Here is a 25,141-nt window from a genome sequence, read left to right on the forward strand (position 1 = left end):
TCATGAAAAACACAATAAGAAAAATAATAGAAAAAACAGTTATCCATTTCCAAATCGATAAATTACTCTTGCGATTACTGCCAAATGGTTTATATGTTTTTAATTTTCACCGCATTGGTTCTAAACAAGATAGTGACTTTGCAAGGGATGTTTTTTCTTGTTCTGAAGCTGCTTTCGAAAAAATCATAATTGATATAAAACAAAACTTTAGAGTCATTACTACTAATGAACTAGCGCAAAAGCTTCAATTTCAAAAAAATATTGATGAACGATTAGCATTAATTACTTTTGACGATGGATACATTGATAACTACACAGTTGCTTACCCAATTTTAAAAAAGCACGGAATCACTGCACTTTTTTTTCTTTCAACATCACTAATTAATTCAAGAAAAATTGCTTGGTGGGATGAAATAACATTCATGCTACGGCGCAGTGTTGGAAAAACAGTAACTTTGCCGGATAATTCATCAAGTATGTTACTTGATGAACATATTATTGAGAGTCAAATTCAGCATTATATTCAAAACACAAAACGTCAGAGAAAAAACAACATCCCAAAAGTTCTTGCCGAATTACATATCGCATTACCTAAACAAGCAGAATTACTAGAGAATACGCCATCATTATTTATGTCATGGCAAAATATTAAAACGATGACCGCAAATAAAATGGAAATAGGTTCACATACCGTCAGCCATCAAATACTAACAAGCCTAACGGAGGATGAGCAAGAATATGAAATTACTAGATCAAAACACATTATTGAAGAAGAAATAACGTCAAAAATTTCAGCTTTCGCTTACCCTGTTGGAAGCTCTAACTGTTATAACGAAACATCAAAAAAACTTTGCCAAAAAGCGGGATACTTATTCGCTTTTAACAATCAGTCAGGTATCAATAAAACACTTAATGACCCTTTCAATTTATACAGAATATGTATAGACAATGATAACTTACATAAATTTCGATTTAAAATTTGGATAAATCGAAAATGAGTAATCAAAAAATAAAGATTCTTCATGGTGTTTCTAGCTTAAATCTTGGCGGTGCAGAAAGACTAGCCATTGATGTTTGCCATTTACAGAACAAAGAAGGAACACCCTCATCAATTTACAGTCTAGGGACTGAAAATGATGCATTAGTTAGCGAAGCTAAAAAACTAAATATCAGCGTGACGCATGCAATAGGCAATTCACGTTGGTATAAATACACTCAATTTATAAAACTTGTTAAAAGCAACAACATTACAGTATTGCATTTTCACAGCCCTGCACTAATAAAGTTTTTACTACCTGTATTTTGGTTATTACCAAAAGAAACGAAGATCATTTATACAAGGCATGGTGCAGCACCTTACGCGACAAAAAGCTGGAGATTAATACATCAATTAATCAAGCCTTTTGTAAAGCACATAACGTTTGTTTCAAATGATGCACGTGATGTCTTTCATAAAAATCATAATTGGCCGCTCTCTTCATCAACCGTTATCAAAAACGGTATTATTGTGCCGCCTAAATCTAAATTAATAAAAACGCCAGATAATGTTTTAAGACTAGGCTCAATTGGCAGAATGGATCCGATTAAAGGCCAAAAATACCTATTACAAGCCTTAGCTGAAATGGCAAAAGAACAACAATGTAAATTTGAACTGCATTTTTTCGGGCATGGCAGTGAGTTTGAAAATCTAAGTAAATATGCGTTACAACATCTTGGAGCTATGAAAATAGTTTTTCATGGCATTGTAAAAGACCGGAGTAAAATCTACAGTCAAATCGATATTCAAGTTGTGTGTTCAAAAATGGAAGGTCTTTCACTGGCTATTATGGAAGCCATGGCAAATTCTATACCGACTGTAGCAACTAACGTTGGTGGCAATCCTGAACTTATTAATCATAAATCTACAGGTATGTTGTTTGAGTACGCAGATACAAAAACACTGAGCAGTACTCTTATTGAGCTCTACAATAATAGAAATTTACTATCTAGCATTGAAGAAAATGCATACAACTATATAGCTATAGATTACTCATTAAGTGTGACTTTAGATAAGTATAATAAAATATACTCAACCAATAGCTAATCTTTTTTAAAGAAAGACTACATAAATTTAGCCTTTCTAGTTATAAAGCTTCTACAATATTAGAAACTGTTACCCTATGCTTCCCGCTCACAGTTAAAGGAATATCGTCAACATAATAAAAATTTACAAGCAATTCATTACCTACGGTATCAATCAAACATTGGTTAACATAGGTTTCTGCAAAGTTAGCGTCATACTTTTCAGTTTTAATAATCTTCAAATCAATTTCTAGAACAGAATTTTGAATTACTTGAAATTTATCAATACCAACAACATCTTTTAAAATGTATATAAAAAATTCGCCAGGTAAAAGATTGCCTGTTTTTGTTACTATCTTATCTAAACGACGACCATCAATATACGACAATTGTGAAAATGGTAGACCGCAATGGCATGGTTTATCCTTAAATTTAGCTATATCACCATTTACATATCTAACCAAAGGCATACCATAATTATAAAGATCCGTTATAACAACATTTCCAACATCATTTGTTGAAACACCCACATCATCTGTAATCTCCACAACCAAGTGATCTTCATTGATATGAAGGCCTGTTTTTTCCTTACACTCAGCAGCTATTAGCGTAAACTCTCTACACCCATAGGTGTTAAATAACGGCGCTGAAAAGGCTTTTTCTATAACCTCCCTTTGTACGTCAAAAAGTGGCTCAGCACCAACAATCAGCCATTTAACTTTAGTAACTTGAACATTGTTATCAACTATATATTTAGCAATTTCATACAAAGGCCCGGTATAAGCAACAATACCGTCTGGTTTAAAGTTATTTACAGCATCAACATAACTTTGAATATTGTCTTTTGACATTGAAAAAACATTCATTATTTTTCGATTGTAAAACCAGTTATAAAGTGCATCTTTGATTTTATGACCTTTCAATAAGCTTCCTACCGGGGTCCCCCAAAAGTAAAGCGTTTTATCACCAGTCTTACTGCCTGACCAGCCGTATCCTCGCCAAATGACACCCTGTCTACGATTGTAATTTTCTCTGTCATGCTCAAATTTGAACGGTGCACCAGTTGAACCACCAGAGGTTTTTGTTATGTTAATACCTTCATGAGTAGTGGCTCGTAATTGATCGTAATTTTCACGGATAATACTTTTTGTTAATAATGGGATTTTCTCTAGATCGGCAACGGTCTGAATATCTGACGGCTTAAAACCAAGTTCATCCCAACTAGAACGGTAATAAGCTACATTTCTATAGCAATGCTCCAATAAATCTCTTAAAGCACTAAGCTGCTGGACTTTCAAATCTTCAGAGCTTAAAGTTTCATTGTGCATGTACTGGCGGTAATAAGAAAAAGTTTTCCGACGCTTAATTATGCCTTCATAAAATGGATACAAAACGTTAAAAAAAATCTTCTGATAAAGCATATGTCTTATCCTATTTAGGGAATAGCTACAAAGTAATTAAGGTTTAATGTATGTTTTATATAGCATTAGAAGTATAGCCACAATACTCACAAAGCTAAAGATTAATCAAGAAAAGGCTGCAAAGATGATTAAAATAACTAAATTTTTAATTTTGTCTTTTTTAATAATGACATGTACAAAAGTTGAAAGTTTTGAAACCACCATAAAATTGCAGCTTGATTCAGACATAATTGGTAAACAAAATGAAATTATAACTTTCGGTTTGCCTTTAGCAAGATCGAGTATTTACGACATCAACAATATCAGTGTTTTTTATAAAGGAATTGAGCAAAATATTTATATAGAAGAAGGCTTACGCTGGCACTGGTTAGATAACTCTTTACGTTCAGTGACTATCCAACTAACAAATTTTGACATGAGCAATCAATTAAATGAAGCTGAACTGATCATAAAAAAACACACTCATCAAGTAACAAGGATAGCCAAGAAAACACCACCAGAACAAGGCTGGGTAAAAGCTGGCGCAGATAAGTTTTACTTGTATTATCCAAGGGTATTCGCGCTACATGATCCGTTTTATCTTTCAACAACCGACATAGTGCCTCCTTACAACGTTATATCTAAAAGACAACCACAACTGAAATCATTGATTGGAAAAAAATTCGATCGTTTAGTACAAAAATTAGATTACAACGCGAGTACAAATGGAGAATGGTTATTTGACAGATCATCCGCATTATTTAAAGCCTATCTAAATACTGGTGAATTAACATTTTTAAAAGAAGCCTTTTTATCAAAGCAATTTTATTTTTTTTATGTCAGAAATGATCAAACAAAACCAGCTCCAGATGGTGGTAGTGGCTGTTGGCAATTTAAAACAGTAGCCTGTCAGGACGGTAAGTATATTTATACCCAACCAGCAAAACTCGCCTGGGCATTACTGGGCGACAACAGCCAATGGGATAACGAATTAATCAACAATATGGCACTTCAGGCTGACTTAGGTAATTACCAATACAACACAAGAACCCCCATATTTAAAGAGAACCAAGGCTTTACAGAGCGAGCTGCCGGCTTAACAGGCCTAACCGAAGTAATTGCTTATGAAATTACAGCAGACAAAAAAATCTTGGGGAATTTAAAACAGAGAATTAACAGCTTATATCAAATGCAAAACATGCTGACTGAATGGGAGAATGAAAATCATTGGACGCCTAAGAGTGGCGCATTTGAACATTCATGGCTGGTACATGAAAACAAAGTAAAAACAAAAAATGCCAAGAAATCAGACACCGATAACTTTAGGTTTTCACCGTGGATGAGTGAAAACATCGCAGACTTTTTATGGCATGCCTATCAAATATCTGAACAAGCAAAAATTGCAGATATGCTGCAAAAACTTGGTAATGCAATAGATAAACATGGCTTTGCTTCAACCTATGTTGATGGAGAAGGAATAAATGCGAATTACTTAAGAAGAGAGGGCTTTAAAGCGCGTTTGGCTTGCACAGGTGCAGATAATGATGCCGTTGAGTTACTGTATTCAGCCTCAAGCGTAGCAAATCAAAAAGTAATAGCAGAAGACCACAACAAAAAATCGTATACTGATCAACATAATGTAGAAGTAATACTACCTTTATCACTAGCTTATTACTTTTCATTAAATACCAATGATAAGATAAGATTAGAAGCAAGAATAGAGAAGATCCTATCACACTGGTTAGATAATAAAACAAAGGATTGTTCAGGCTCTATCGGAAAAAACTTAAGAGCTTTTAACTGGCAATACCGTTCGAATTCTATTGCAACATGGTTTTGGATAAAACCTCAATTTTAGTAGATATAAAATATTACATAACTAATTTTTTTCAGATCTCAATGAAAGTAATATGCGTCTTAAATCTTTATTTAATATAAAATAAAACCCAACTAATACTGAGAACAATGTACTCATAAAAACAGAGAAAATTAGCTCTAACCATGTCATTTCCATAGTGAACACATGAAAATATTTATTAAAAAAATAGCTTAGCCAAAAAATGAATTGTGTCTTAAAAATTAAACTTAAACTGAAATAAAACTTAATTCCTAAAATCTTGTCCGCTAGAAAGACATAACCAATAGCGTGCACCAACAATGACGACAAGACACCACCCCAGACAACTCCAATTAAACCAAATTCATTTCCTAAAATGATTAATAGCGTAATGTAAATTATCGAAGCTGTTATTTCTAGTAACGCAATTTTTTGATGTTTAGCATGGGCTAACAGTAGATGTGATATTGGCGAAACTAACACTTTCAAAAAAAAAGCTAAAACAAAAATATGTAGTAAGTCTGCAGACTCAGAAAAATCACTGCCTACCCATAACATTATAAAAGCAGGGCCACATAGCATAACCGGTAAGAAAACCACACAACTAAGCCATGTGTGAATGAGCATTGAGTTTTGCATCAAAGATTCACTCAGTTCACCTTTCTCCAATTTTCTTATAAGAAAAGGTTGTAAAACACCCGTTATAGTCTGAATCATCGCATATGCTTGCCGTATCAATCGATCAGCAATTGAAAATATACTAATTGTTACAAGACCAAATAAATGACTAATGAATAAGGTGACAGATTTATCTTGAATTAAACGTGAGAGCTCAATAAGAACAACATGTTTTGCATAGTGGGATAAGTCAATTACATCATCGCTAAAATTTACAGGTACAGACAAAGATAAACTAGGTTGAATTCGATACGCGATGAAGAATTTTATTATGTGTACAGATATGTCAACAAAAAGCGTTATCAACACAAGTGATAAAAAGCCATAATCTTTTACCAGTAAAACCATTAACACAGCTTTAATTGTTATAGCAACAATAGAAACTTTAGAATCAATATCAAACTTCAAGTGACCACTAAAAATACCATGAAAACAATTCGCTACAAAATCAAAAACTAGTTTGATACTTAACAAGAATAAGGCATCAAAAACAAAAGGCTTATTATTTAAGTGTACACCTAAAACCAATGGATTTATTGCAATTAGCAGCACACAGGTAAAAGCGACAATACTTAAAAAAAGAAAAATGAAAAATGCACTGCTAAAGAGACTATTCAATCGTCTTGGGTCATTATTCTCAATTAACTGTGCCATACGACGTTGTATTGCGCTTGCGAAACCTAACTCAAAAAAACTTAACAAACCAACACTAGACAAAATAAGCAACCACAAGCCATAAGATTCTGCACCAAGTGCTTTAATAACAATAGGTGTCACTATAAGCATAGTCACAGCAGCCCAAATTGCTTCTAAAGCTCTATAGAACGAGCTGCTTATTAATAGACGTTTCAATATTAACTCATTGTAGTTATTTTATTTTTAGCAATTGACTTAAAGTGATACTTTAAGTGCTAAATAAACCATTAAGATCATTATCCAAGAAGCTAAACCACACTTAAATGCGACCTTTATGTTCATTAGTTCATTAAATTCAGGAACATATTTAAGCACTCTGTAATGTGAAGCAACGTTCATTCCCACGAAAATAAAAAGCAATAATATGTATGAACGGCTAAGGAAAAATGCCGTTACCATAAAAGCAATCATTGAAAATAATAACGCAGTATTGAGTTTAAGTTCATCCAAAATTAACGTTTTTTGAGGGTGATTAGCAAAACGCTCGACGGGTAACTTAAAAATTTTATAACCTATAAATACCGTTAATGCTAAAGCTCCGCCCCATAAGGTGTAACCAAAAACCCCAAGCTCGGCAGCAACGAGAATATATGAATTATGCGCTGTCCGGCCATGCCAATCAGCAAAGTTACCTTTACCTATTCCAAAAATAGGATTACTTAGTAAGTAATGAATGCCGTCATACCAGGCGTAAAGTCGTCCTCTCGCTGAAGCTTCACCTGAATTTAAACCACCAAACTGAGATAATAAAGTAGCTATTGCTGGACCAGACACGATGCCGAATATAATTAAACGTGTACCACCATAACGAAGTAATAAATAAAAACCAAATAAAGCTGCAGTACCCAGTATTGTGCCTCTAGATCCCGTTATGTAAATACCATACAAAAACACTCCAAAAATAGAAAATGATAAGAGTTTTGATATGAAACCGCCGTTGTAAAAAAAGTATACTAAAAAAGGCAGATTCATTACTAATAACATGCCAAGATCATTAGGGTCTTGAAATATACCAACATATACAATTCTTCTTAAATCACTACCTACTGCTTGGGTACCAGTCCAACCAAAACCATCGTAGCTATTTTGTTGAACCCAGCCGTTATGCACCATAAAAAGTGATGCAACAATAGTCACAAACATTATGCATTTTTGTCTGAAAGTTGTAGTTATAACGGTGGCAAAAAAGAATAAAGGTAGCATTAAGTAGAATGCAATATTAAGAGACTCGATAATTCCCTTTGTACCCCACCCATTTAAAAAACCTGAAACACTAACGATCGGTAATAAAAATATTAGTAATGTTTGTTGCGGTGCCCAACGTAAAGGTCGTTGAAGTGAGATAATTAGTATAAAACATACAATTGTAGATAACATTACAAGAGGAAATTTAGGAAATGAAGTTAAAAAGTCTTGTGGTCTTATCAAAACTAATAAAGAGTAAAAGAAAAGTGTTAAAAAGGCAAAACTAGAGTTTTGAGTATAAATATCTTTATTAAAAAATTTGTTTTTATTCAAAATTTTTACTCATTAATAATTTAATTTACTAGAAAAATGAACTAAATTTATATTATATCAAGAAGACTGATAAAATTTTTGGCCATTTTTTCTCTTGTATATTTACTTCGATCAATGCCTACTACTTTATGACTCTTTAAATTTATCAAGCCAAGTTTAATCGACTCTATGTCACCGTACTCAGCGAATATGACATTTGGCTCGTCTAATGTAATGATATGTGTTGCACTGCCTTTGTTACTGATGAGTAAAATTGGTTTTTCAAGCGCTAAATATTCAAATAGTTTACCAGGTATTTGATTAGTAAAGAGGTTTCCTTGGATGACAATAAGAGCACTACATGCCGCAGAAATTTTTAAAACCTCATCTGAATTCATGTAACTTATAAATTCAATACGCTCTGGATTATTAATTTTCAGTAATAACTCTTTAGTTGAATTATATGGTTCATCACCAATAAAGCGCATTTTAACAGGCGTTGAGAGTGAATCTATCGCCTCTATAAGTTGGTTAATGTCCCTTCCATTTTCGTAAAAAGACCCTGTATGAACTAGTTCAAAACCTCCATCCTCTGGATTTGTTTGGTTAATTGTAGAGGCAATTTTTGAGCAACCATTTTGAACAACGTATAGTTTTTTAGGTGAAACTTGTAGGCCAGCAGATATCATTTCTTTTGCGTTTTTAGTCGTAACACAATTAATTAATGCCTGTTTAGTATAATTATAAAAACATTTTTGTTTTTTCTGAGAGCTATCGTATAAAAAAGATGGAGGGTCTCTATAATCAGCAATCCATGGAATATTAAATTTTTTAGATATAAAAAAGGCAACTGAGTGATTAGACATGCTTGGATAACTAGATATAACTAAATCAAAAGATTTTGTTTTTTGAAGCGAATTGACTTTTATTTTAGCCAGCACACTCCATAAAGAATAATTGTCTAAATATTTAAATGAAGGAATATATCTACGCATTCTCCATAAGAATTTCCTTATTGGAAATGAATAAACAGTTACAATTTTTAAATTTTCATGACTGACAGTCAAAGAATAGTCAAAAATTGAAAAGTGCTCTTTATTAGCAGTAATGACTGTAATACGATCACCATTTTTAGCTAATGACTCGGCAATTGCTGAAATCCGACCCACACCTCCACCTCCACAAGGTGGAAATTCGCTAGCTATCATTAGTATATTTTTTTTCATAAATAAAAAATCAACTCAAATTTAGACATGGTATTATATGATAGTAATTACATTTATTTGATTAGTTTTTAGGATTATCTAATAATTATAACGGTAACATAATGATCAAAAAACATAAAAAAAACTTAGAGCTCACAGAGAATATTCATAAAAAACTATTCAGCGCATCATTTTTAATGATCTTAACAAGACTACTAGTAAAGTCAATTGGACTAGTTAGTATTGTTATAACGGCTAGACTTCTCACACCGGAAGACTTTGGTTTAATTGCTATAGCAATGGCAATTTATGCTTTCATAGAGTTATTTAGTTCTTTCGGTTTAGCAACTGTACTAATTCAAAAAAGTGATGCAGATGACGATGACTACAATACAGCGTGGACTTTTAAAGCTTTATTTGGCGTTATCTCTGCAGCTTTGTTAATAATATTATCTCCACATATCGCAAAATATTTTGAAGATTTAAGACTTGAAAATTTAATATATCTGATTTCACTTACTGCACTTTTAAATGGGTTTAGTAATATCGGTGTAATAAACTTTCAAAAGGATCTAGACTTTAAAAAAGAAATGAAATATCAAGTAATCCCAAAATTCATCAATTTTTTTGTTATCGTGTTTCTAGCATATGCACTTAAAAGTTACTGGGCTTTGGCTATTGGGATTGTTTTTGGTAACTTCATATCTTTTTTAGCAAGTTACCTCATGCATCCACATCGTTCAAAATTCGGCTTAAAATCGGCTAAAAAGTTAATGAGCTTTTCCAAATGGTTAATTTTAAATAACGCTTTATATTATGCAAATGAAAAACTTATCAATTTAGTAATAGGTAAAATGTTAGGAACCTCTGCGGTTGGTTCGTATACTATGACTAATGAAATATCAACAATTCCCTCAATGGAAATCGCTGCGCCTATCAACAAAGCTTCTTTTCCTGTTTACAGTAAACTGCAATCAAATTTAAAAGAGCTCAGGGTGGCATATCTCAGTACGCTATCTCTTTCAAGCAGTATTACTATACCAGCAGCTATTGGTATTGCTCTTATTGCGCCAAAACTTATTTCAACAGCATTAGGTAATAGCTGGATTCATGTTATTTACCTTATGCAACTTCTTGCTGTTGCAAGTTTATTTTCAGGTTTGTATAGCAATATAAGCTACGTCTTTAATGCTTTGGGTAAGCCAAAAATCCCTTTTTATTTTGGTGTATGTAAAGTAATAAGTATATATGGTCTCATATACATTCTTGTACCTTTTTATGGTATTGATGGTGTTGGCTATTCACTGATTTCAACATCTATAATAATGTTAATAATTACTAAGATAACCTTAAAAAAATTCATAAACATATCTTTCCTTAATATCTCAACATCTTTACTGAGACCAGTATTATCATCTTTATTCATGTACATTGTTGCATTTAATTTATTATCATTTGAATTATCAACGCCTTTACTAAGTTTGCTAACCCAAATAGTAATTTCAGTAATTTCTTATTTAACATTTTCTTTCTCAATTTGGCATCTTCAAAGCAAACCTGACGGCCTAGAAGAAAAAATAACAAGCCTAATTAGATCAAAAATATCTAAAAATTTACTTTAATATCAGTACTCAATATAAGAAATATAAATTATGATTAAATTGATCATTTTGGATTTGAAAAATTACAATAGTAATGAATTAGATAAAATATTAGAATATTTCAAATCACTACCTGATATCAGTTTTTGTGTTTCTTATTTATGGCTAGATAATTGGATAACTAAAAATATTAATAGATTAGATCACTTATATTTAAGCTTGCACTCAAAAGATGATGTTCCTATAGCATTTTATCCTTTATATTTGAAAAAAATTTATTTTGGCTATGAACTTAGATTCATCGGAACTGGTGAAGCTGAAACATCAGAAGTTTCAAGCGAGTTTCAGGACTTTATTATTAACCCTTTGTATATTTCAGAATCCTTAGAGCTTTTTACTCAACAGGTAAAGCAACTTAACCGCTGCGTAAAAATTAGTTTTGAGCATGTTCTGCCAGATTCCTTATGCATGCAATGGTTGAAAAGCTATAAAAAATTTGGATGGCAACTCCAAGAGCAACTAATCGGAAAACGCTATAGGCTTGATGTTCTGACTAGTGAACAGCAACAAATATCACAATTCCCGCAAACTACTTTGCGCAGGCAAGCTCGGCGCTTTGCTGATCGAGAAGATGTACAGATTGTATATTGTGATGAAGACTCAAAAATTATGGATTTTTTTGATAACTTAATTGAGTTACATACGCTGCAATGGCAGAAACGTGGTAAGCCAGGAGCCTTTTCTACCCAAGTTTTTCGGCAGTTTCATTTAGATCTATCCGCGGCCCTTCTTAAGGAAAATCAGTTACTACTGTTCGAGTTGCTTGTTCAAGAAAAATGCATTGCCGTTTTTTATGGGTTTTATCATCACGATACGCTGTATTACTATCAAAGTGGCATCAGTGAAAACAGCCCTCTTATAAATACCGGCGTAGCGATGCATCTTATTGCAATGCGTCATGCAAGAGAAAAGCAGATAAAATTTTATGATTTGATGGCGGGTAAAGTGAACAGTTACAAAGCGCAGTATATCAATTCAGACACTGAAGTATATTCTATAAGCTATACAACGAAATGGATTTTAGTACTTTCACTATTTAATAAGTTTATGCGACGAGTACAATGTTTATTCTCGTTTAAAAAGGGCTAAATTTATAGCCCTTTTCTTATATTAAATGAAACTATTATTTACCCAATGCCACATACCAAGGCATTGCAATCTCTAATCCCTGCGCGATACGGTACTCAGGCTGATAACCTAAAAGTTTATTTGCTTTGCTAATATCAGCTTGTGAATGCCGAACATCACCTGCACGAAAGTCGCGATACACTGCTGATTTATCGTAATTTACATTATGTTGTTGCAAGCTATGTTTTATCGCGTCAAACAACTGATTTAATGTGGTTCTATCACCAACGGCAACGTTAAACACTTCACTACACCCTAACGGAGTTACAGCCGCTAATATATTGGCTTGCAAGGCATTGGCAACAAAACAAAAATCGCGGCTGGTTTCGCCATCGCCATTAATGGCCACATCCTCGTTGGCAATCATTGCAGCTGTCCATTTAGGGATCACAGCGGCGTAGGCGCCATTAGGATCTTGTCTTGGGCCAAACACATTAAAATAGCGCAAGCCAGTACAATGAAACTGGTAAGTACGAGAAAACACATCCGCATAAAGCTCATTCACATACTTAGTTACCGCGTATGGCGATAACGGCTTGCCAATATTCTCTTCTACCTTCGGCAGTGCTGGATGATCACCATAAGTAGAACTGGATGCCGCGTAAACAAAAGATTTTACCTTGGCATCACGTGCGGCAATCAACACATTTAGAAAACCGCTGATATTACTGGCGTTAGTGCGCACAGGATCACTTATAGAACGGGGAACTGAGCCCAGCGCTGCTTGATGCAATACATAGTCAACGCCCGCGCAAGCTTTAGCGCAATCATCGCTATTACAAATATCACCCTGAATAAAGTGAAAACGTTGCCATTGCTCGGCCGTGACTAATGCCTGCACTTGATCAAGATTACGCTGAAAACCCGTAGCGAAATTATCTAAGCCTACCACGTGCTGATTGTGCTTAAGCAACACTTCCAGCAGGTTAGAACCAATAAAACCGGCACACCCGGTAATTAACCAACGTTTCGGCTCGGCTAATAAGGTTGTGAGTGCCTGTTGATAAACCGTCATTATTTTTCCTTGATATTAAAAGCGAAGTTCAACTTTAGCGGGGTCGAGCATATATTTTAGATCGTATAACACATGGTTTTCTTTGGTATAACCAAGGATATGATCGGTACCGTAATCTTTAAAAGTTTGATGCGCAACGGCCAGTATTACCGCATCATAACTACCGGTCTCGGGCTCGGTAATGAGTTCAATACCATATTCATGCTTGGCTTCCGCTGCGGCTACCCAAGGATCAAATACATCTGGCAGCATACCGTAATCAGCCAACTCCTGAACCACATCAATAACCTTGGTGTTACGTATGTCAGGACAGTTTTCTTTAAAAGTTAAGCCCATTACTAGTACTCGAGCGCCCTGCACCTGGATGCGCTTTTTCAGCATAGTTTTAACAAGCGATGACACCACAAACTTTGGCATACCATCGTTAATGCGCCGCCCGGCTAAAATCACCTCAGGGTGATAACCAATAGACTGCGCTTTATGTGTTAAATAATAGGGGTCGACACCAATACAATGCCCGCCAACTAAACCGGGACGAAACGGTAAAAAGTTCCACTTGGTGCCGGCAGCCAATAACACTTCTTCGGTATCGATATTTAGCTTACTAAAAATCACCGCTAATTCATTCACCAGTGCAATATTTAAATCACGCTGGGTATTTTCAATAACTTTCGCCGCTTCAGCCACTTTAATGCTGCTGGCTTTATAAGTACCGGCAGTAATAATGCTGGCATAAACATTATCAACAAATTCTGCTACCTCAGGTGTTGAACCCGAAGTGACTTTTTTAATGGTTGTTACCCGGTGTTCTTTATCACCTGGGTTAATGCGTTCGGGGCTATACCCAGCAAAAAAGTCTTTGTTAAAGGTTAATCCGGAAACTTGCTCAATAATAGGTACACAATCTTCTTCAGTCGCGCCGGGATATACTGTGGATTCAAACACCACAATATCGCCCGCTTTAATCACTTTACCCAGTGTTTCGGAAGCACGAATTAACGGCGTGAGATCGGGCTGTCGATGCCGATCTATCGGAGTCGGCACCGTGACAATAAAGAAGTTAGCGGTTTTTAACGCGTCGATATTTGAGGAAAACTCAAGATAAGTGGCTGCAGCTAACTCATCGGTGGATACTTCTAGAGTACGATCTTGCCCAGCGGCTAACTCGTCAATGCGCTTTTGATGGATATCAAAACCCAAGGTAGGGTATTTTTTAGCGAACTCAACCGCGAGCGGCAAACCCACATAACCAAGACCAATAATCGCGATCTTAAGCCCTGCTAACGAAAAATTGCTGTCCATATATCATCCTGAATTTGCCAGATACGCTTTGGTGCACAAATTATCAGGCACAATATGCTTAGAAAAAGCATATGAAACCCGCATTAATAGTGAATTTTTAGTCGTTTAGGTTGACACATTAAGCCGTTAAAAAGCAAGCTTAAACATGAAAATCCTGCCCTTGTTTGCCGTTAATCAGCTCTTTCAAGCCGCGACGATTGAAAACACAAATATAGGGTTTGAATAACGGTTGCTATGCTTTGTTTATTGCCTTAACTTGTAAAAGTTAAATTCGCTTTTCAAGGTTGGCAACGAGCCGGTGTTATATATTTTTACGAGTTTTTGTTTGTGGTTAGCACTCTATGCGCCCATGCCACTATCATGGCAGCCGCTATTAGCTGTAATAGACTACGCGCCGCGCTGGCTTGTATTACTGCTGCTGCCGCTTTGCTTGTTAAGCGCCAAACCGAGTAAATCGTTTTTATTATCAATTGTGTTAACTACGTTAGTGAATTTCTGGGTTTTATTCGATTTTTCCCAAGCACTTGCGCTAAAAGCCCCCGCTACTTTAGATACCCGCACCTATAAAATTGCGACTTTTAACGTAGCAAGCGGTAGAGTTGATGCAGCAGCTATCATAGCTTGGTATAACAGCGAAAACCTCGATGCGCTGTTATTGCAAGAAAGCCCCCCGGCGGCATTAAAACAACAACTACCAACAAACTTAACCTTAGATTGCCACGGTAACCTATGTTTGCTCACTCAACACAGCTTTAAAGCGATTAGACAACTAGACAGACGGGCTTTAGAAGGTTGGGGCCATTACGCTGCACACTATTTAATTTCATTGAACGAAGTTGAAGTGAACTTGATTAACCTGCATTTAAATACACCGCGGCATGGTTTTGAATTACTACATGCTCCCATCAGAAACTTTAACGCTATTAGTCGTGCTTATAAAAACCAAGCATTTGAAAGTATGATAGCCTCAGAATTGGTCGCTGCTGATGAAGGGTTAACGTTAATTGGTGGAGACTTTAATTTGACGCAACCAAGTCGGCTTTATCAACAGTATTGGTCAGAATGGTCGAACGCTTTTAATACGGTAGGATTTGGTATAGGGTACACTAAAAAAAGTCGGTTATTTGGTAGCCGAATTGACCATATTTTAACAGGCTCAAAAATTACTCCAATGCACGCCGAAGTGCATTCAGCTTTGGGCAGTGATCATAAACCAGTAATACTAGAGTTTGTAATTAAATAACCTATGCTTAACGATGTTATTTACTATATTGTGGGCAACCTAAACAAAGGTTAATGTTAAGTTATTTTTAAGCCTTAATGATGCATCTTTTAAAGGACTAATATTGTGACAAATGTGGATACTTTTCAAAAAGGCATTGCCCGCTACTGGCCGTTGTTGTTTATTGCCACTGTTTACTTGGTGTTTTTAGCTGCTAACCCTGCTGTTATTGTTGATCTACGATCTTTTAGCTTTGATGACGGTACCTATTCTCATGCTTATTTACTGCCGTTTGTGATTGCTTTTTTTTATTGGCAAGCTTGGCAAAACCAGCAGTTACAGCCTAAAACTAACCTATTCTTTTTTGTGTTATTTTTATTGGCTTTATTTTGTTATGTTTGGCTGCAATTTGCGCAGCAAACAGTGCTAAGCCGCGTAATATGGCCCATGGTTATTATGCTGGCGCTGCTAAGCTACTTTAGGTTTTCTTTAGCGATCATTGTACCTACTGCACTACTTTGGTTTATTACACCCATTTGGGGCAGTATAAACAGTATCTTGCAGGATATTTCTGTTGCCGCAGTCACTTTTATTATGCGCTTTACCACTATTCCTACTTATGTAGAAGGCAATATGGTGCACATCCCTGCCGGCATTTTTGAAATCGCCGATGGTTGCAGCGGATTGCGCTATTTTGTAGTGTCATTAGCATTAAGCGTGATATTTTCTTATTTGCATCTTAAGCGTGCTCGTAGCGTTTTACTTTTTTTTACTATTGCTATCTTAGGCTCACTGATTACCAATTGGCTTCGCATTGTCGGCTTAATTTTAATTGGCCACTTCACCGATATGCAAAGCGAAATCATCGCTGACCATAATATGTTCGGCTGGTTTCTATACATCCCCTTTATTATGCTGCTGTTTTACGTTGGCGGTTTTCTCGATAAAACCCAACCAGAAACAATCAACGCTAAGCTTGAAACATCATCTATTAAGTTACCAACTAGCGTTACGGTATTAGCGGTATTATTGGTGTTTTCAACGACAACGTTAAACTTAACCAGTTCGGGACAACTGCTTTACACCATTGCAGCACAACCCACTGAAATACCTGAGCAACCGCTAACCCTCTCTAACCCAAGTCCTGTAATCGTCACGATTGAACAACAAACTAGTCGCACCTACTCTGAAAACGCTGAGCAGATTGTCTATCAACACTTTATGTTTAGTGGCACCGAGGCCAGCCGTAACCCAAATTATTATTTGAACGATGTTATTCCTGCAGGCTGGAAACAGGTTGCCGCAGAGTACAGCAATTTAGGGCAATGGCGCCGCCTGCAAGATCCATTTGGCAGAGAAGCATTGGTGTTATATTGGTATCAACTTGGTGATAATCGAATTACCTCAGATGGGCAATATCGCGTGGCACGATTGAAACAAGCTTTAGCATTAAAACGCGCATCGGACTTGCACTGGTATTTCAAGCAATGCTCTAGCCCAAACTGTGCTTTAGACAAAGAACGCATCAAAGCCATACTTTAAAAACCAATTTACATCGGCTTGGTTATTTAAGCGCCAGTTGTTTCAAATTAAATAAGCGCTGGATGAGCAATATACTCAAACAGCAAAAGTGTTTTTCAGTGCGTTATGTCGTTGCCACTGACAAAGCTTACGATTTCGTTTTCTCGAAGGAGTGTTACATGAAAACCCCAAAACTTGTCACCAGCTTAGTGTTTTTAGCCGTATTAGCCGCCTGTAGTAAGAAGACACCTGATGAACACTACAATGCAGCCCAAGATTTTATTAACCAGGCGCAGTATGCCGCGGCAGCCATTGAACTGCGCTCGGCGATTCAACAAGCCCCTGAAGATGCCCGCTTACGCGCGGCATTAGCGGAAACAATGCTAAAAAGTGGTGATAGTGTAACCGCAGAACGCGAGTTTGAACGTGCTTTGCAATATGGCACACCGATAGCAAATATTGCGCCACTCTTAGTAAAAAGCTATTACCTGAATAATAACTTTGAACAAGCCGCAAATTTTGATTTAGCGGGTACAGCACTCAGTGTCGCCGACAGTGCACTGTTGGATACTTACCGCGCGTTGTCTTTGATAAGTATCAGCGATGCCCCCGCAGCCTTCAGTTTGTTCGAGGCACTAAGTACATCATCACAAGCTGACGCCGCGGCTTTTGCTAAAGCACATATTACAGCATCAAAACGTCAATATAATGAAGCGTTTGCTGCAATAGAAACTATTACGGCAGACAGCCCATTATTTGATGAAGGCATGCATTTTAAAGCCAAACTTTATGCCTCGCAGCAGCAAGATGCGGAGGCGGCCGCTGCATTTGAGCATTACCTGAAAAAAGTGCCCACCGCTACTTTGGCCAAATTGCTGCTAGCGCAAACCTATGTGCGGATGCAAGATTTTACCAAAGCCGAGCCACAGCTAGATGCTTTGCTAAAACTATTTCCGCAGCAACCTTATGCTAACCATTTACTGAGTATCATTAAGTATGAAAAAGGTGAATTAGAACTTGCTAAGCAATTCAGTGAAAACGCCGTTCGCTTTGGCATGACAATGCCAGAAAGCCGTATTATTGCTGCCATGTCAGCCGCTAGATTAAATCAAAATGCACAAGCATTAAATATGCTAGAACCTATTGCAAACGAGCTGCAACGCTTCCCAGCAGCGCAGCGTTTATATGCTGTGTTGCAACTTAATGCTGGCCAAGGTGAACGTGCCGCAGAAATCTTAAGCAGTTTACCGGTTGAAGAGCAAAATATAGAATTATTAGCGCAAACCGCATTTCAACTTCTTCGGCAAGGCAATGACAAATCAGCTGATTTACTGCTACAAAACTATCAGAATAATCACAGTCAAGACTCATCCAGCTTAGCTACCTTAGCCAGTATTCGGTTAAATATCGAAGGTCAACGTCCTGGCGCTATTAAAGATTTAGAAAAAGCCTTACAGCTCGATCCTGCCATGGATGATGCTCGCATGCGGCTGATCACCGCATATATAGAAGAAAAACGTTTTGCTGAAATTGATCGCTTAACCGAGCAATGGCAAGCGGATCCTAAAACGCGGACCGCGGCTTTTAATATCAAATCTTATGTAGCCTTGCTACAAGGTGATTTTGAAAAAGCGAATGAATTTAATGCATTGGCTGCAACCGAAACACCAGACAACCCCTTTGTAGGATATATTCAAGCCGTATTATTAGCTCAAAAACAAGACCTTAGCGCTGCAACAAAACGTATTGAGCAAGTTATTGCGGCAACACCAACCTACCTGCCTGCTTTAGAATTTTACTACAGTATCAACCGTGGCAAAGATGGCCAAAACAACATTAAACAAAAAATAGAACAGATTTATACGGCGAATACGCAAAACTTTGCACTTCGCTTGTTAATGGCTCAGATCTATACTGACAACCAACAATTTGATAAAACCGCAGAATTACTGAGTGCTATTGATGCAGAGCTACCTAATTTACCGCCACTGCATTACTTATTATTAATTGATGCACATCAAAATACCGGTAAACAAACATTGGCGCTGCAATTGGCAGAGAAATGGTATCGTAAAAACGAAAAAAATCCTCAAGCGGCGTTTTCATATGCCAATGCACTTACCTCGAATAAAGAGTTCAATAAAGCACTTGATATCATTAATACACTGTCAGTTAATTATAAAGACAATCCTCGCTTACAACTTGCCCAGGTTAGACTGCTCAGCGAATTAAAGCGCTATTCACAAGCAATAAGTTTAATTAATGCTATGCCAGAGGAATTAAAAAATACCGGTGAGGTACAATTCATTTTGGCTAGGTTGTATATGTCGTCCTCACAACCTAAAGAAGCAATCAGCGCACTAAAAGCGAGCTACGAAGTCAATCCAACAGCAATTAGTGCGGTGTATTTAGTCGAAGAAATTGCCAAAACATCACTGGCGGATGCCGTTACGTTTATTGATAAACATATCGCAAAACATGGAAAAGATATCGGACTGCTTACATACAAGGCAAACCTTTTGATTGAAAGTGATAAAGATCAAGCAATGTCAATGTTCGCCGATTTAGTGAAGGACGTTCCTAACTTAGTTACGCTTAACAATTATTCATGGTTATTAATCGAGCGCGGTGAATTAAAAAAAGCTGAAACTTTTGTAAAACAAGCTATTCAAATGGCTCCAAACCATCCTGATGTTTTAGACACATTCGGTTTACTGCTGCTTCGGCAAAAAGCGTATGCTGAGGCGGTAGGTCAATTTGAGAAGTCTTTAGCCATCCGTCCAGAGGCTAACGATGTGAAATTACATTATGTAGAGGCATTAATTGCTGACAATAAAATGACGAAAGCTAGCAGCGTACTCAGAACAGTAAGTGATGCACCAGAATACCAAGACAAAAAAGCTGAGTTACAACGTAAAATAACTAATTAACACTATTATTAAACAAAAAGGCACCGTAATGCTTAAAGCAAGCCAGTTAAGCATGACCTGTTTGCTCTAAAACAACCGTTGAAGGCCATGGATGGCCGGACAAATTCGTCTGGAACGAATTTGAACAGCTTTGCTGGCCTGAAAGGGTGAACTTCATCGATGAAGTTCATAATCGAGCCTCAGGGATGATTCATGGCGTGTTGATGTGCACAAACCGCGTCATGCTTAGTCCTAAACTGATCGGCATTACCGTAATACTCAGCAACGTAATGGTTTGCTTAGGTGCTTTTTTGTCGTTGTCCCTGTTACAGTTCAATTCAAAGCTATCGTTTCTTTACTGCACATAATCGCTTAAACAAGTTTAAGGAATAATGGGTTGTACTCAGCCTAGTTGCTGTTTATCGCCGTGATAACGATATTGAGTATGATTTATCAAAACCCGTAACTATGCTGCTGTGCATTGTGAATTATCCGCTGCTAATATCCCTCGATACAAATAAGCCACGCTATATTGCTTTTTATTGCTGCAATTCTAACCAAACTGCATTAAAACAATCTCGATTTAGCTGGTTGAGCATTAAAAAAGAAATAAACCATACTTAAAATAAGAGATTAAGCAATGGCTAAACATTATGGACAATAGTCACCCATGGTAAAGCAAGCAACCGGTTCAGCGACTTAACTCAGCATGACAAGGCTAGCACTTAAATATTACAAGTGATTGTAGGGTCTGACGAAAATGACAGATTAATGCGGCAGGATGATAAGAATTCAATAAGGAAAATTAGTGTTGTTCAGAGTGAACGGCATACAACAAGCTGATATTATTAAGCGGCACAAATAAAAATCCGGCAACTCGTGCCGGATTTTTATTATCTAATTAAAACTATTATGCGTTAGCTTTGTTTTTACGACGAGCTGAGAAACCCATACCCATTAGACCTAAGCCTAAAATGGCTAATGAGGCTGGTTCCGGAACAAAAGCAATGTCAACAGAGTTTAATGTGGTTGAACGACATAAATCACCATCAGCAGCACCAGCTTTTAAAGCACCGGTTGGTGTGCGACAAAAGTCAGAAGTTGGAGCATTTTGAACACCAAAGATATCACTGCTAGCAATACCAAAAATCATCTCGCCTTGACCAATTTTAGTGGCGAAATCAGTACCAGATGCATCAAAAAACACACCAGCCATTGCTGATGATACTTTGCCGAAAACTTCAATACCAACCGCGCCTGAAAGCGGATCATTTAACTGTGAACCGGTAATGCTTAAATTAAGCACATTTGTACACATAGTTGGAGTACTACAAATGCTAAAATCTACAGAACCCGCATTAAACTGACCTAAATAGGTGGTATTTGGGAAGCTTGGTGGGTTTGGGATAACAATAGCAGTACCCGCTAAGTTCCAACTCACTTTCATGCCCCATGAAGTATTAAAACCACCTAAATTGCTACCAAAAGATAACGGGTTTAAAGCACTAACATTGGCGGTACCAACATCTTTAACTGCATCGCCATTTTGTATTCCCGCCAATGGATTTGATGGGGTGTAAACAGATAACGGATTAAAAGTACCTAACGTTAGAAATTCAAAGGCACTAGTCATGCTTGCGCCAGTAACACCAGGAACTGCAGATGCATCAATTTTGATTGGTGCAGCATTAACATTACTAGCAAATAAACCTGCAGCCATTATGGTTGCTAAAACTGTGAACTTTTTCATTTTTTGTTCCTTTCAAAAAATTAAGTAACTCTATCCAGTTAATGCACAACGCGTGCCAGAAATAAAAGACGCCTATAAACAACAACTTAAAAAATCCAACTTAAAATCAAAACAAAATCTGTAAATTATCCTGACAAAAATAGCCGTTCTGGGAGTTTTTCTCGGAGTAGCTAAATCGATATTGCTGGTTAAATAAACGATTTTTCATAATAAAAAGTAATAAGCCTTCTTCAACAACAATAGAGCTTTTTACCTATTGGTGCTCGCGCAAAACAACCCAAGGTACTTACTAATAATACAAAATGCGGTATTGGCGCTAAGGGGAAACGCTAACACAGCGGTGTTTAAAGTAGGGTTTTTAGGGCGATTTCGTTCTGCTAAATGCCACGCAATAGGGACATTTAGCAGCGTTTATTGATTGGGAACTTGCGCTCTTATTTTTTAAGAACGATACGGCGGGCAATAAACAACATAATGCGCGGCAGCAAACCTTTATTACCAAACGGCCGCCATGTTTTAGTGAATTTATTGCGGTAAGCATCAAAATGCAAACCATAAGGAGCACTGATCACCGGCCCTCTTTTTAACAAGATTTTTAAAGTGTTGGTAATAGCAATACCGGAGCACAATTTAACCGCCATGGCAGTTGAAGGGCCCCGCTCTTCTCGGAAATTAACGCGACTGTCATCTACCAAATAATCGCGTTGTAACATAGCGGGCGATACGCCAACTAAAAAGCGCAACAGTTGTTCTTCGCGGCTGTGGTTTTCAAAACAAAAGTATTGTTCAAAGCTCATCTTACCTGGCATAAAGCTTAAAAAAGCGCAGCCCATTCCTAAAGGTGCTGCCGTAACAACGGGTATGCCGAGCTCTTCACAGCGTTTAAATACCAATTTGCGGGCATCTAAAGCAAAAAAATCTAAGCTATCAACGTAAATATCGGCATCAGCCAAGAATGCATCTACATTTTCAGCCGTTACCCCTTGCTCAAAACACGTAAATTCAGCATCAGGATTAATTTCGGCGGCCATTCTCGCCATCACAGCTAATTTATCTTCATCAACAGTGTGAATATTGGCACCGGCCTGTCGGTTAAAATTATGCACATCGAACTGATCAAAATCAGCCAAACTGAAACGTTGCACCCCCAAACGACATAATGTGAGTAAATGCTCACCACCTACCCCGCCTAACCCAGCAATAGCCACTTTGAAATGTTTTAGCTGTTGTTGCTCGGTTTCTGTAACCCAACCGAGATTACGAGAAAACGCGCGGTTATAATCAAACATACCCTTTCCTTGTTAAACGAATAGCTTAAAGGCTCCAGCCTAGTAAGCGTTCATTGGGTTCTAACAACATTTCTTCTGATAACTCACCAAATAACTCGTGTTCAACCGATTTTAATAATGATTGATAGCCACCACTTAGTGTCTTACGTAATTCACGTGAATCGATAAAATAAGCTGCGCGTAAACCGTGATATTCAACCGCATCACCGAGTTGATGAAATTTGATCCCTACGTAACTTAAACTTTTTGCTAAGCGAGGCTCCATCATTACAAAACCATAATATCGCTTGGTTTTATAAGACATCGCAGCAGCAGACATATACAAACAAATGGCAATATAAGGGAAACAGCGTAACTCTGTGGCAGAAAACGTAGTGTGATCAATGGCGCCCGTAGCAGCGCCCGCAAAGTTATCGACCGCCCGTTTTCGAAATGCGGCTGGTACTGCTAAGCGAGATATTTCACAGATCTCTTCTCGGGCAAAACGCCCTGGGAAAATATGTTTATCGGTAATGGCATGCGCGCAATATTTTTCGATAGGTAATAATTCATCTGGCTGACGAGAGTATATTAAGCGCACTGTCCCTGCGAGTTGCTTTGAAGATAAGTGTCTGACAAAACAATGAATAGCGTGTTCATCAAAATCATCTTTTTCTTGGTGTACGGAATTGGTTTGTTCAAATTGCAGTTCTTCACAATAAACTTGATGCCGTAAACGGTAAACCTCTTCTCTTAAAGCATGGCTATTAGCAATGGTTGGCTGTAAATAGTGAGAAAAATGCTCAGATATATTTTTAGCATCTTTACTAGCGAGCGAAGATATCGCTTTTTTTACTACGCCCCCAATAACCGGATTATCTGCAAAGCTGCTGATTTTTTTCATTATATCCTCTATTTACAATTTCAATTCGCTGTTTAGCAACGCGCAAAGCAATCATCTAAGCTACGTCGATCATTACTTTACCTTGCTATGGAATTTTAGTTGCCGATATACATACCTTATAAATCAGCCATCTATAAGCAGCAACAATTAATTTAGTGTTAAACAATATTTCTTAAGTGAGTTTTGCGGCTGCATACGCAAAATTAGTTTATGGCCTCTCTTTTGTAGTATGGTGTAGAAACAGCGTTTTTTCCTAACTCTGCCAGGCAAAAATTAGCATAGTAAGATAATATTAGCTCAATTAAGGATAATACTGATGGTAATTAAGATGCATTTGTACCGATTTTTTTTACTTTGTATATTGGCTTTATTTTCTTCGATGAGCAATGCACAGTTAGTTGATGTTATTAAAAAAATAAAACCTTCGGTAGTAGCGATAGGCATATATAACCCGACTGCCTCACCGCGGATACAGTTAGTGGGTACAGGCTTTGTGATAAGCCCTGGTAATCTAGTGGTCACCAATTATCACGTAGTCAGCCGCGGCTTAGATGAAAGTAAAATGGAGACATATGTGGTGTTATCGGGCTCGGTGCAGCAAGTCAAACAACACCAGATCACCTCGCGCCGTTTGGCACCTGAGCATGATCTGGCTTTGTTAAGCATCGACAGTCAATTACCTGCTGTTACATTAAGTAGCCAAAGCGAACTGGCATCGGAAGGGCTTGAAATTGCATTCACCGGTTACCCTATTACCAGTGTGTTAGGGCTTTATCCAGCAACCCACCGAGGCATTATCGCGGCACATTCGCCCATTATTATCCCTGCGGATCAAGCCAGCCAATTGCATGCAGCCGCTTTACGGCAGCTGCGCCAACCTTACTTAATTTACCAGCTTGACGCGGTAGCGTATCCCGGCAACAGCGGCAGCCCGCTGTATAATGCGGCTAACGGTGAGGTCATTGGCGTTATTAACCAAACTTATATTAAAGCCAGTAAAGAGTCTGTGTTATCAGATCCCAGTGGCATCAGTTACGCAATTCCTGCCCAATATATTCAACAATTAAAATCTAACTGATAAGAGTTA

General features: G+C 37.2%; 18 protein-coding genes. 9 read left to right on the plus strand and 9 right to left on the minus strand.

All coding sequences use genetic code 11. The features are described from left to right. The first annotated feature begins 2 nt into the window (after positions 1-2). Together ORJ01_RS01865 and ORJ01_RS01870 are read left to right on the plus strand one after the other, a co-directional pair. Positions 3-998 carry a polysaccharide deacetylase family protein gene (locus ORJ01_RS01865; protein WP_306176773.1) on the plus strand — a complete coding sequence of 332 codons (996 nt, stop codon included), beginning with the start codon at positions 3-5 and terminating at the stop codon, positions 996-998. Beyond that, positions 995-2,083, plus strand: coding sequence for a glycosyltransferase family 4 protein (locus tag ORJ01_RS01870; protein ID WP_306176774.1), 1,089 nt, complete (start codon positions 995-997; stop codon positions 2,081-2,083). Before ORJ01_RS01865 ends, ORJ01_RS01870 begins: the two co-directional genes overlap by 4 nt. A 40-nt stretch (positions 2,084-2,123) precedes the next feature. Here the strand turns inward: ORJ01_RS01870 and ORJ01_RS01875 are convergent, their stop codons facing one another. Then, entirely contained in the window at positions 2,124-3,482 is a 1,359-nt protein-coding gene (locus ORJ01_RS01875; RefSeq protein ID WP_306022489.1) for a phenylacetate--CoA ligase family protein, read from the minus strand. 124 nt (positions 3,483-3,606) lie between these two features. Between ORJ01_RS01875 and ORJ01_RS01880 the strand changes: the two genes are divergently transcribed. Next, positions 3,607-5,319: a hypothetical protein gene (locus tag ORJ01_RS01880; RefSeq protein WP_306022488.1), complete on the plus strand. Its 1,713-nt coding sequence runs from the start codon at positions 3,607-3,609 to the stop codon at positions 5,317-5,319. 21 nt (positions 5,320-5,340) lie between these two features. Here the strand turns inward: ORJ01_RS01880 and ORJ01_RS01885 are convergent, their stop codons facing one another. From ORJ01_RS01885 to ORJ01_RS01895, 3 genes are read right to left on the minus strand one after another with little or no spacing between them, the layout of a single operon-like run. Then, positions 5,341-6,828 (minus strand): lipopolysaccharide biosynthesis protein, encoded by a 1,488-nt coding sequence (locus ORJ01_RS01885; RefSeq protein WP_306022487.1) that lies wholly within the window; start codon positions 6,826-6,828, stop codon positions 5,341-5,343. A gap of 39 nt (positions 6,829-6,867) precedes the next feature. Continuing rightward, the gene (locus ORJ01_RS01890; RefSeq protein WP_306022486.1) at positions 6,868-8,190 is read right to left on the minus strand and encodes an O-antigen ligase; all 1,323 of its coding nucleotides are present in this window, start codon (positions 8,188-8,190) and stop codon (positions 6,868-6,870) included. A gap of 47 nt (positions 8,191-8,237) precedes the next feature. Further along, the gene (locus ORJ01_RS01895; RefSeq protein WP_306176775.1) at positions 8,238-9,395 is read right to left on the minus strand and encodes a glycosyltransferase; all 1,158 of its coding nucleotides are present in this window, start codon (positions 9,393-9,395) and stop codon (positions 8,238-8,240) included. A gap of 101 nt (positions 9,396-9,496) precedes the next feature. Here ORJ01_RS01895 and ORJ01_RS01900 point away from each other — a divergent pair, with 101 nt between their 5' ends. Then, positions 9,497-10,996 (plus strand): lipopolysaccharide biosynthesis protein, encoded by a 1,500-nt coding sequence (locus tag ORJ01_RS01900; protein WP_306022484.1) that lies wholly within the window; start codon positions 9,497-9,499, stop codon positions 10,994-10,996. Positions 10,997-11,026: 30 nt separating this feature from the next. Next, positions 11,027-12,124: a GNAT family N-acetyltransferase gene (locus ORJ01_RS01905; protein WP_306176776.1), complete on the plus strand. Its 1,098-nt coding sequence runs from the start codon at positions 11,027-11,029 to the stop codon at positions 12,122-12,124. A gap of 34 nt (positions 12,125-12,158) precedes the next feature. On the opposite strand, the gene ORJ01_RS01910 is transcribed toward ORJ01_RS01905, so the two are convergent. Next, the gene (locus ORJ01_RS01910; protein WP_306176777.1) at positions 12,159-13,178 is read right to left on the minus strand and encodes an SDR family oxidoreductase; all 1,020 of its coding nucleotides are present in this window, start codon (positions 13,176-13,178) and stop codon (positions 12,159-12,161) included. 15 nt (positions 13,179-13,193) lie between these two features. Further along, positions 13,194-14,480: a Vi polysaccharide biosynthesis UDP-N-acetylglucosamine C-6 dehydrogenase TviB gene (gene tviB, locus ORJ01_RS01915; RefSeq protein ID WP_306176778.1), complete on the minus strand. Its 1,287-nt coding sequence runs from the start codon at positions 14,478-14,480 to the stop codon at positions 13,194-13,196. Between the two features lie 325 nt (positions 14,481-14,805). Here tviB and ORJ01_RS01920 point away from each other — a divergent pair, with 325 nt between their 5' ends. The 3 genes from ORJ01_RS01920 (at position 14,806) to prsT (ending at position 20,153) form a co-directional block, all read left to right on the plus strand. Next, positions 14,806-15,723 (plus strand): endonuclease/exonuclease/phosphatase family protein, encoded by a 918-nt coding sequence (locus ORJ01_RS01920; protein WP_306176779.1) that lies wholly within the window; start codon positions 14,806-14,808, stop codon positions 15,721-15,723. Positions 15,724-15,828: 105 nt separating this feature from the next. Further along, entirely contained in the window at positions 15,829-17,244 is a 1,416-nt protein-coding gene (gene xrt / locus ORJ01_RS01925; protein WP_306176780.1) for an exosortase, read from the plus strand. A gap of 158 nt (positions 17,245-17,402) precedes the next feature. Beyond that, positions 17,403-20,153, plus strand: coding sequence for an XrtA/PEP-CTERM system TPR-repeat protein PrsT (gene prsT / locus ORJ01_RS01930; protein WP_306176781.1), 2,751 nt, complete (start codon positions 17,403-17,405; stop codon positions 20,151-20,153). An 889-nt stretch (positions 20,154-21,042) separates the two neighbouring features. On the opposite strand, the gene ORJ01_RS01935 is transcribed toward prsT, so the two are convergent. The 3 genes from ORJ01_RS01935 to ORJ01_RS01945 all read right to left on the minus strand — a co-directional run bounded on the left by ORJ01_RS01935 (position 21,043) and on the right by ORJ01_RS01945 (position 24,054). Further along, positions 21,043-21,882, minus strand: coding sequence for a PEP-CTERM sorting domain-containing protein (locus tag ORJ01_RS01935; protein ID WP_306176782.1), 840 nt, complete (start codon positions 21,880-21,882; stop codon positions 21,043-21,045). A gap of 434 nt (positions 21,883-22,316) precedes the next feature. Then, the gene (locus tag ORJ01_RS01940; RefSeq protein ID WP_306176783.1) at positions 22,317-23,171 is read right to left on the minus strand and encodes a ThiF family adenylyltransferase; all 855 of its coding nucleotides are present in this window, start codon (positions 23,169-23,171) and stop codon (positions 22,317-22,319) included. A gap of 25 nt (positions 23,172-23,196) precedes the next feature. Beyond that, positions 23,197-24,054 carry a PEP-CTERM/exosortase system-associated acyltransferase gene (locus ORJ01_RS01945; protein WP_226750804.1) on the minus strand — a complete coding sequence of 286 codons (858 nt, stop codon included), beginning with the start codon at positions 24,052-24,054 and terminating at the stop codon, positions 23,197-23,199. A 316-nt stretch (positions 24,055-24,370) separates the two neighbouring features. Here ORJ01_RS01945 and ORJ01_RS01950 point away from each other — a divergent pair, with 316 nt between their 5' ends. Continuing rightward, a complete protein-coding gene (locus ORJ01_RS01950; RefSeq protein ID WP_306176784.1) occupies positions 24,371-25,132 on the plus strand; it encodes a serine protease in 762 nt (253 codons plus the stop codon). Positions 25,133-25,141: the final 9 nt, after the last annotated feature.

The organism is Alishewanella sp. SMS8, from assembly GCF_030737935.1.
Classification (GTDB): domain Bacteria; phylum Pseudomonadota; class Gammaproteobacteria; order Enterobacterales; family Alteromonadaceae; genus Alishewanella; species Alishewanella maricola.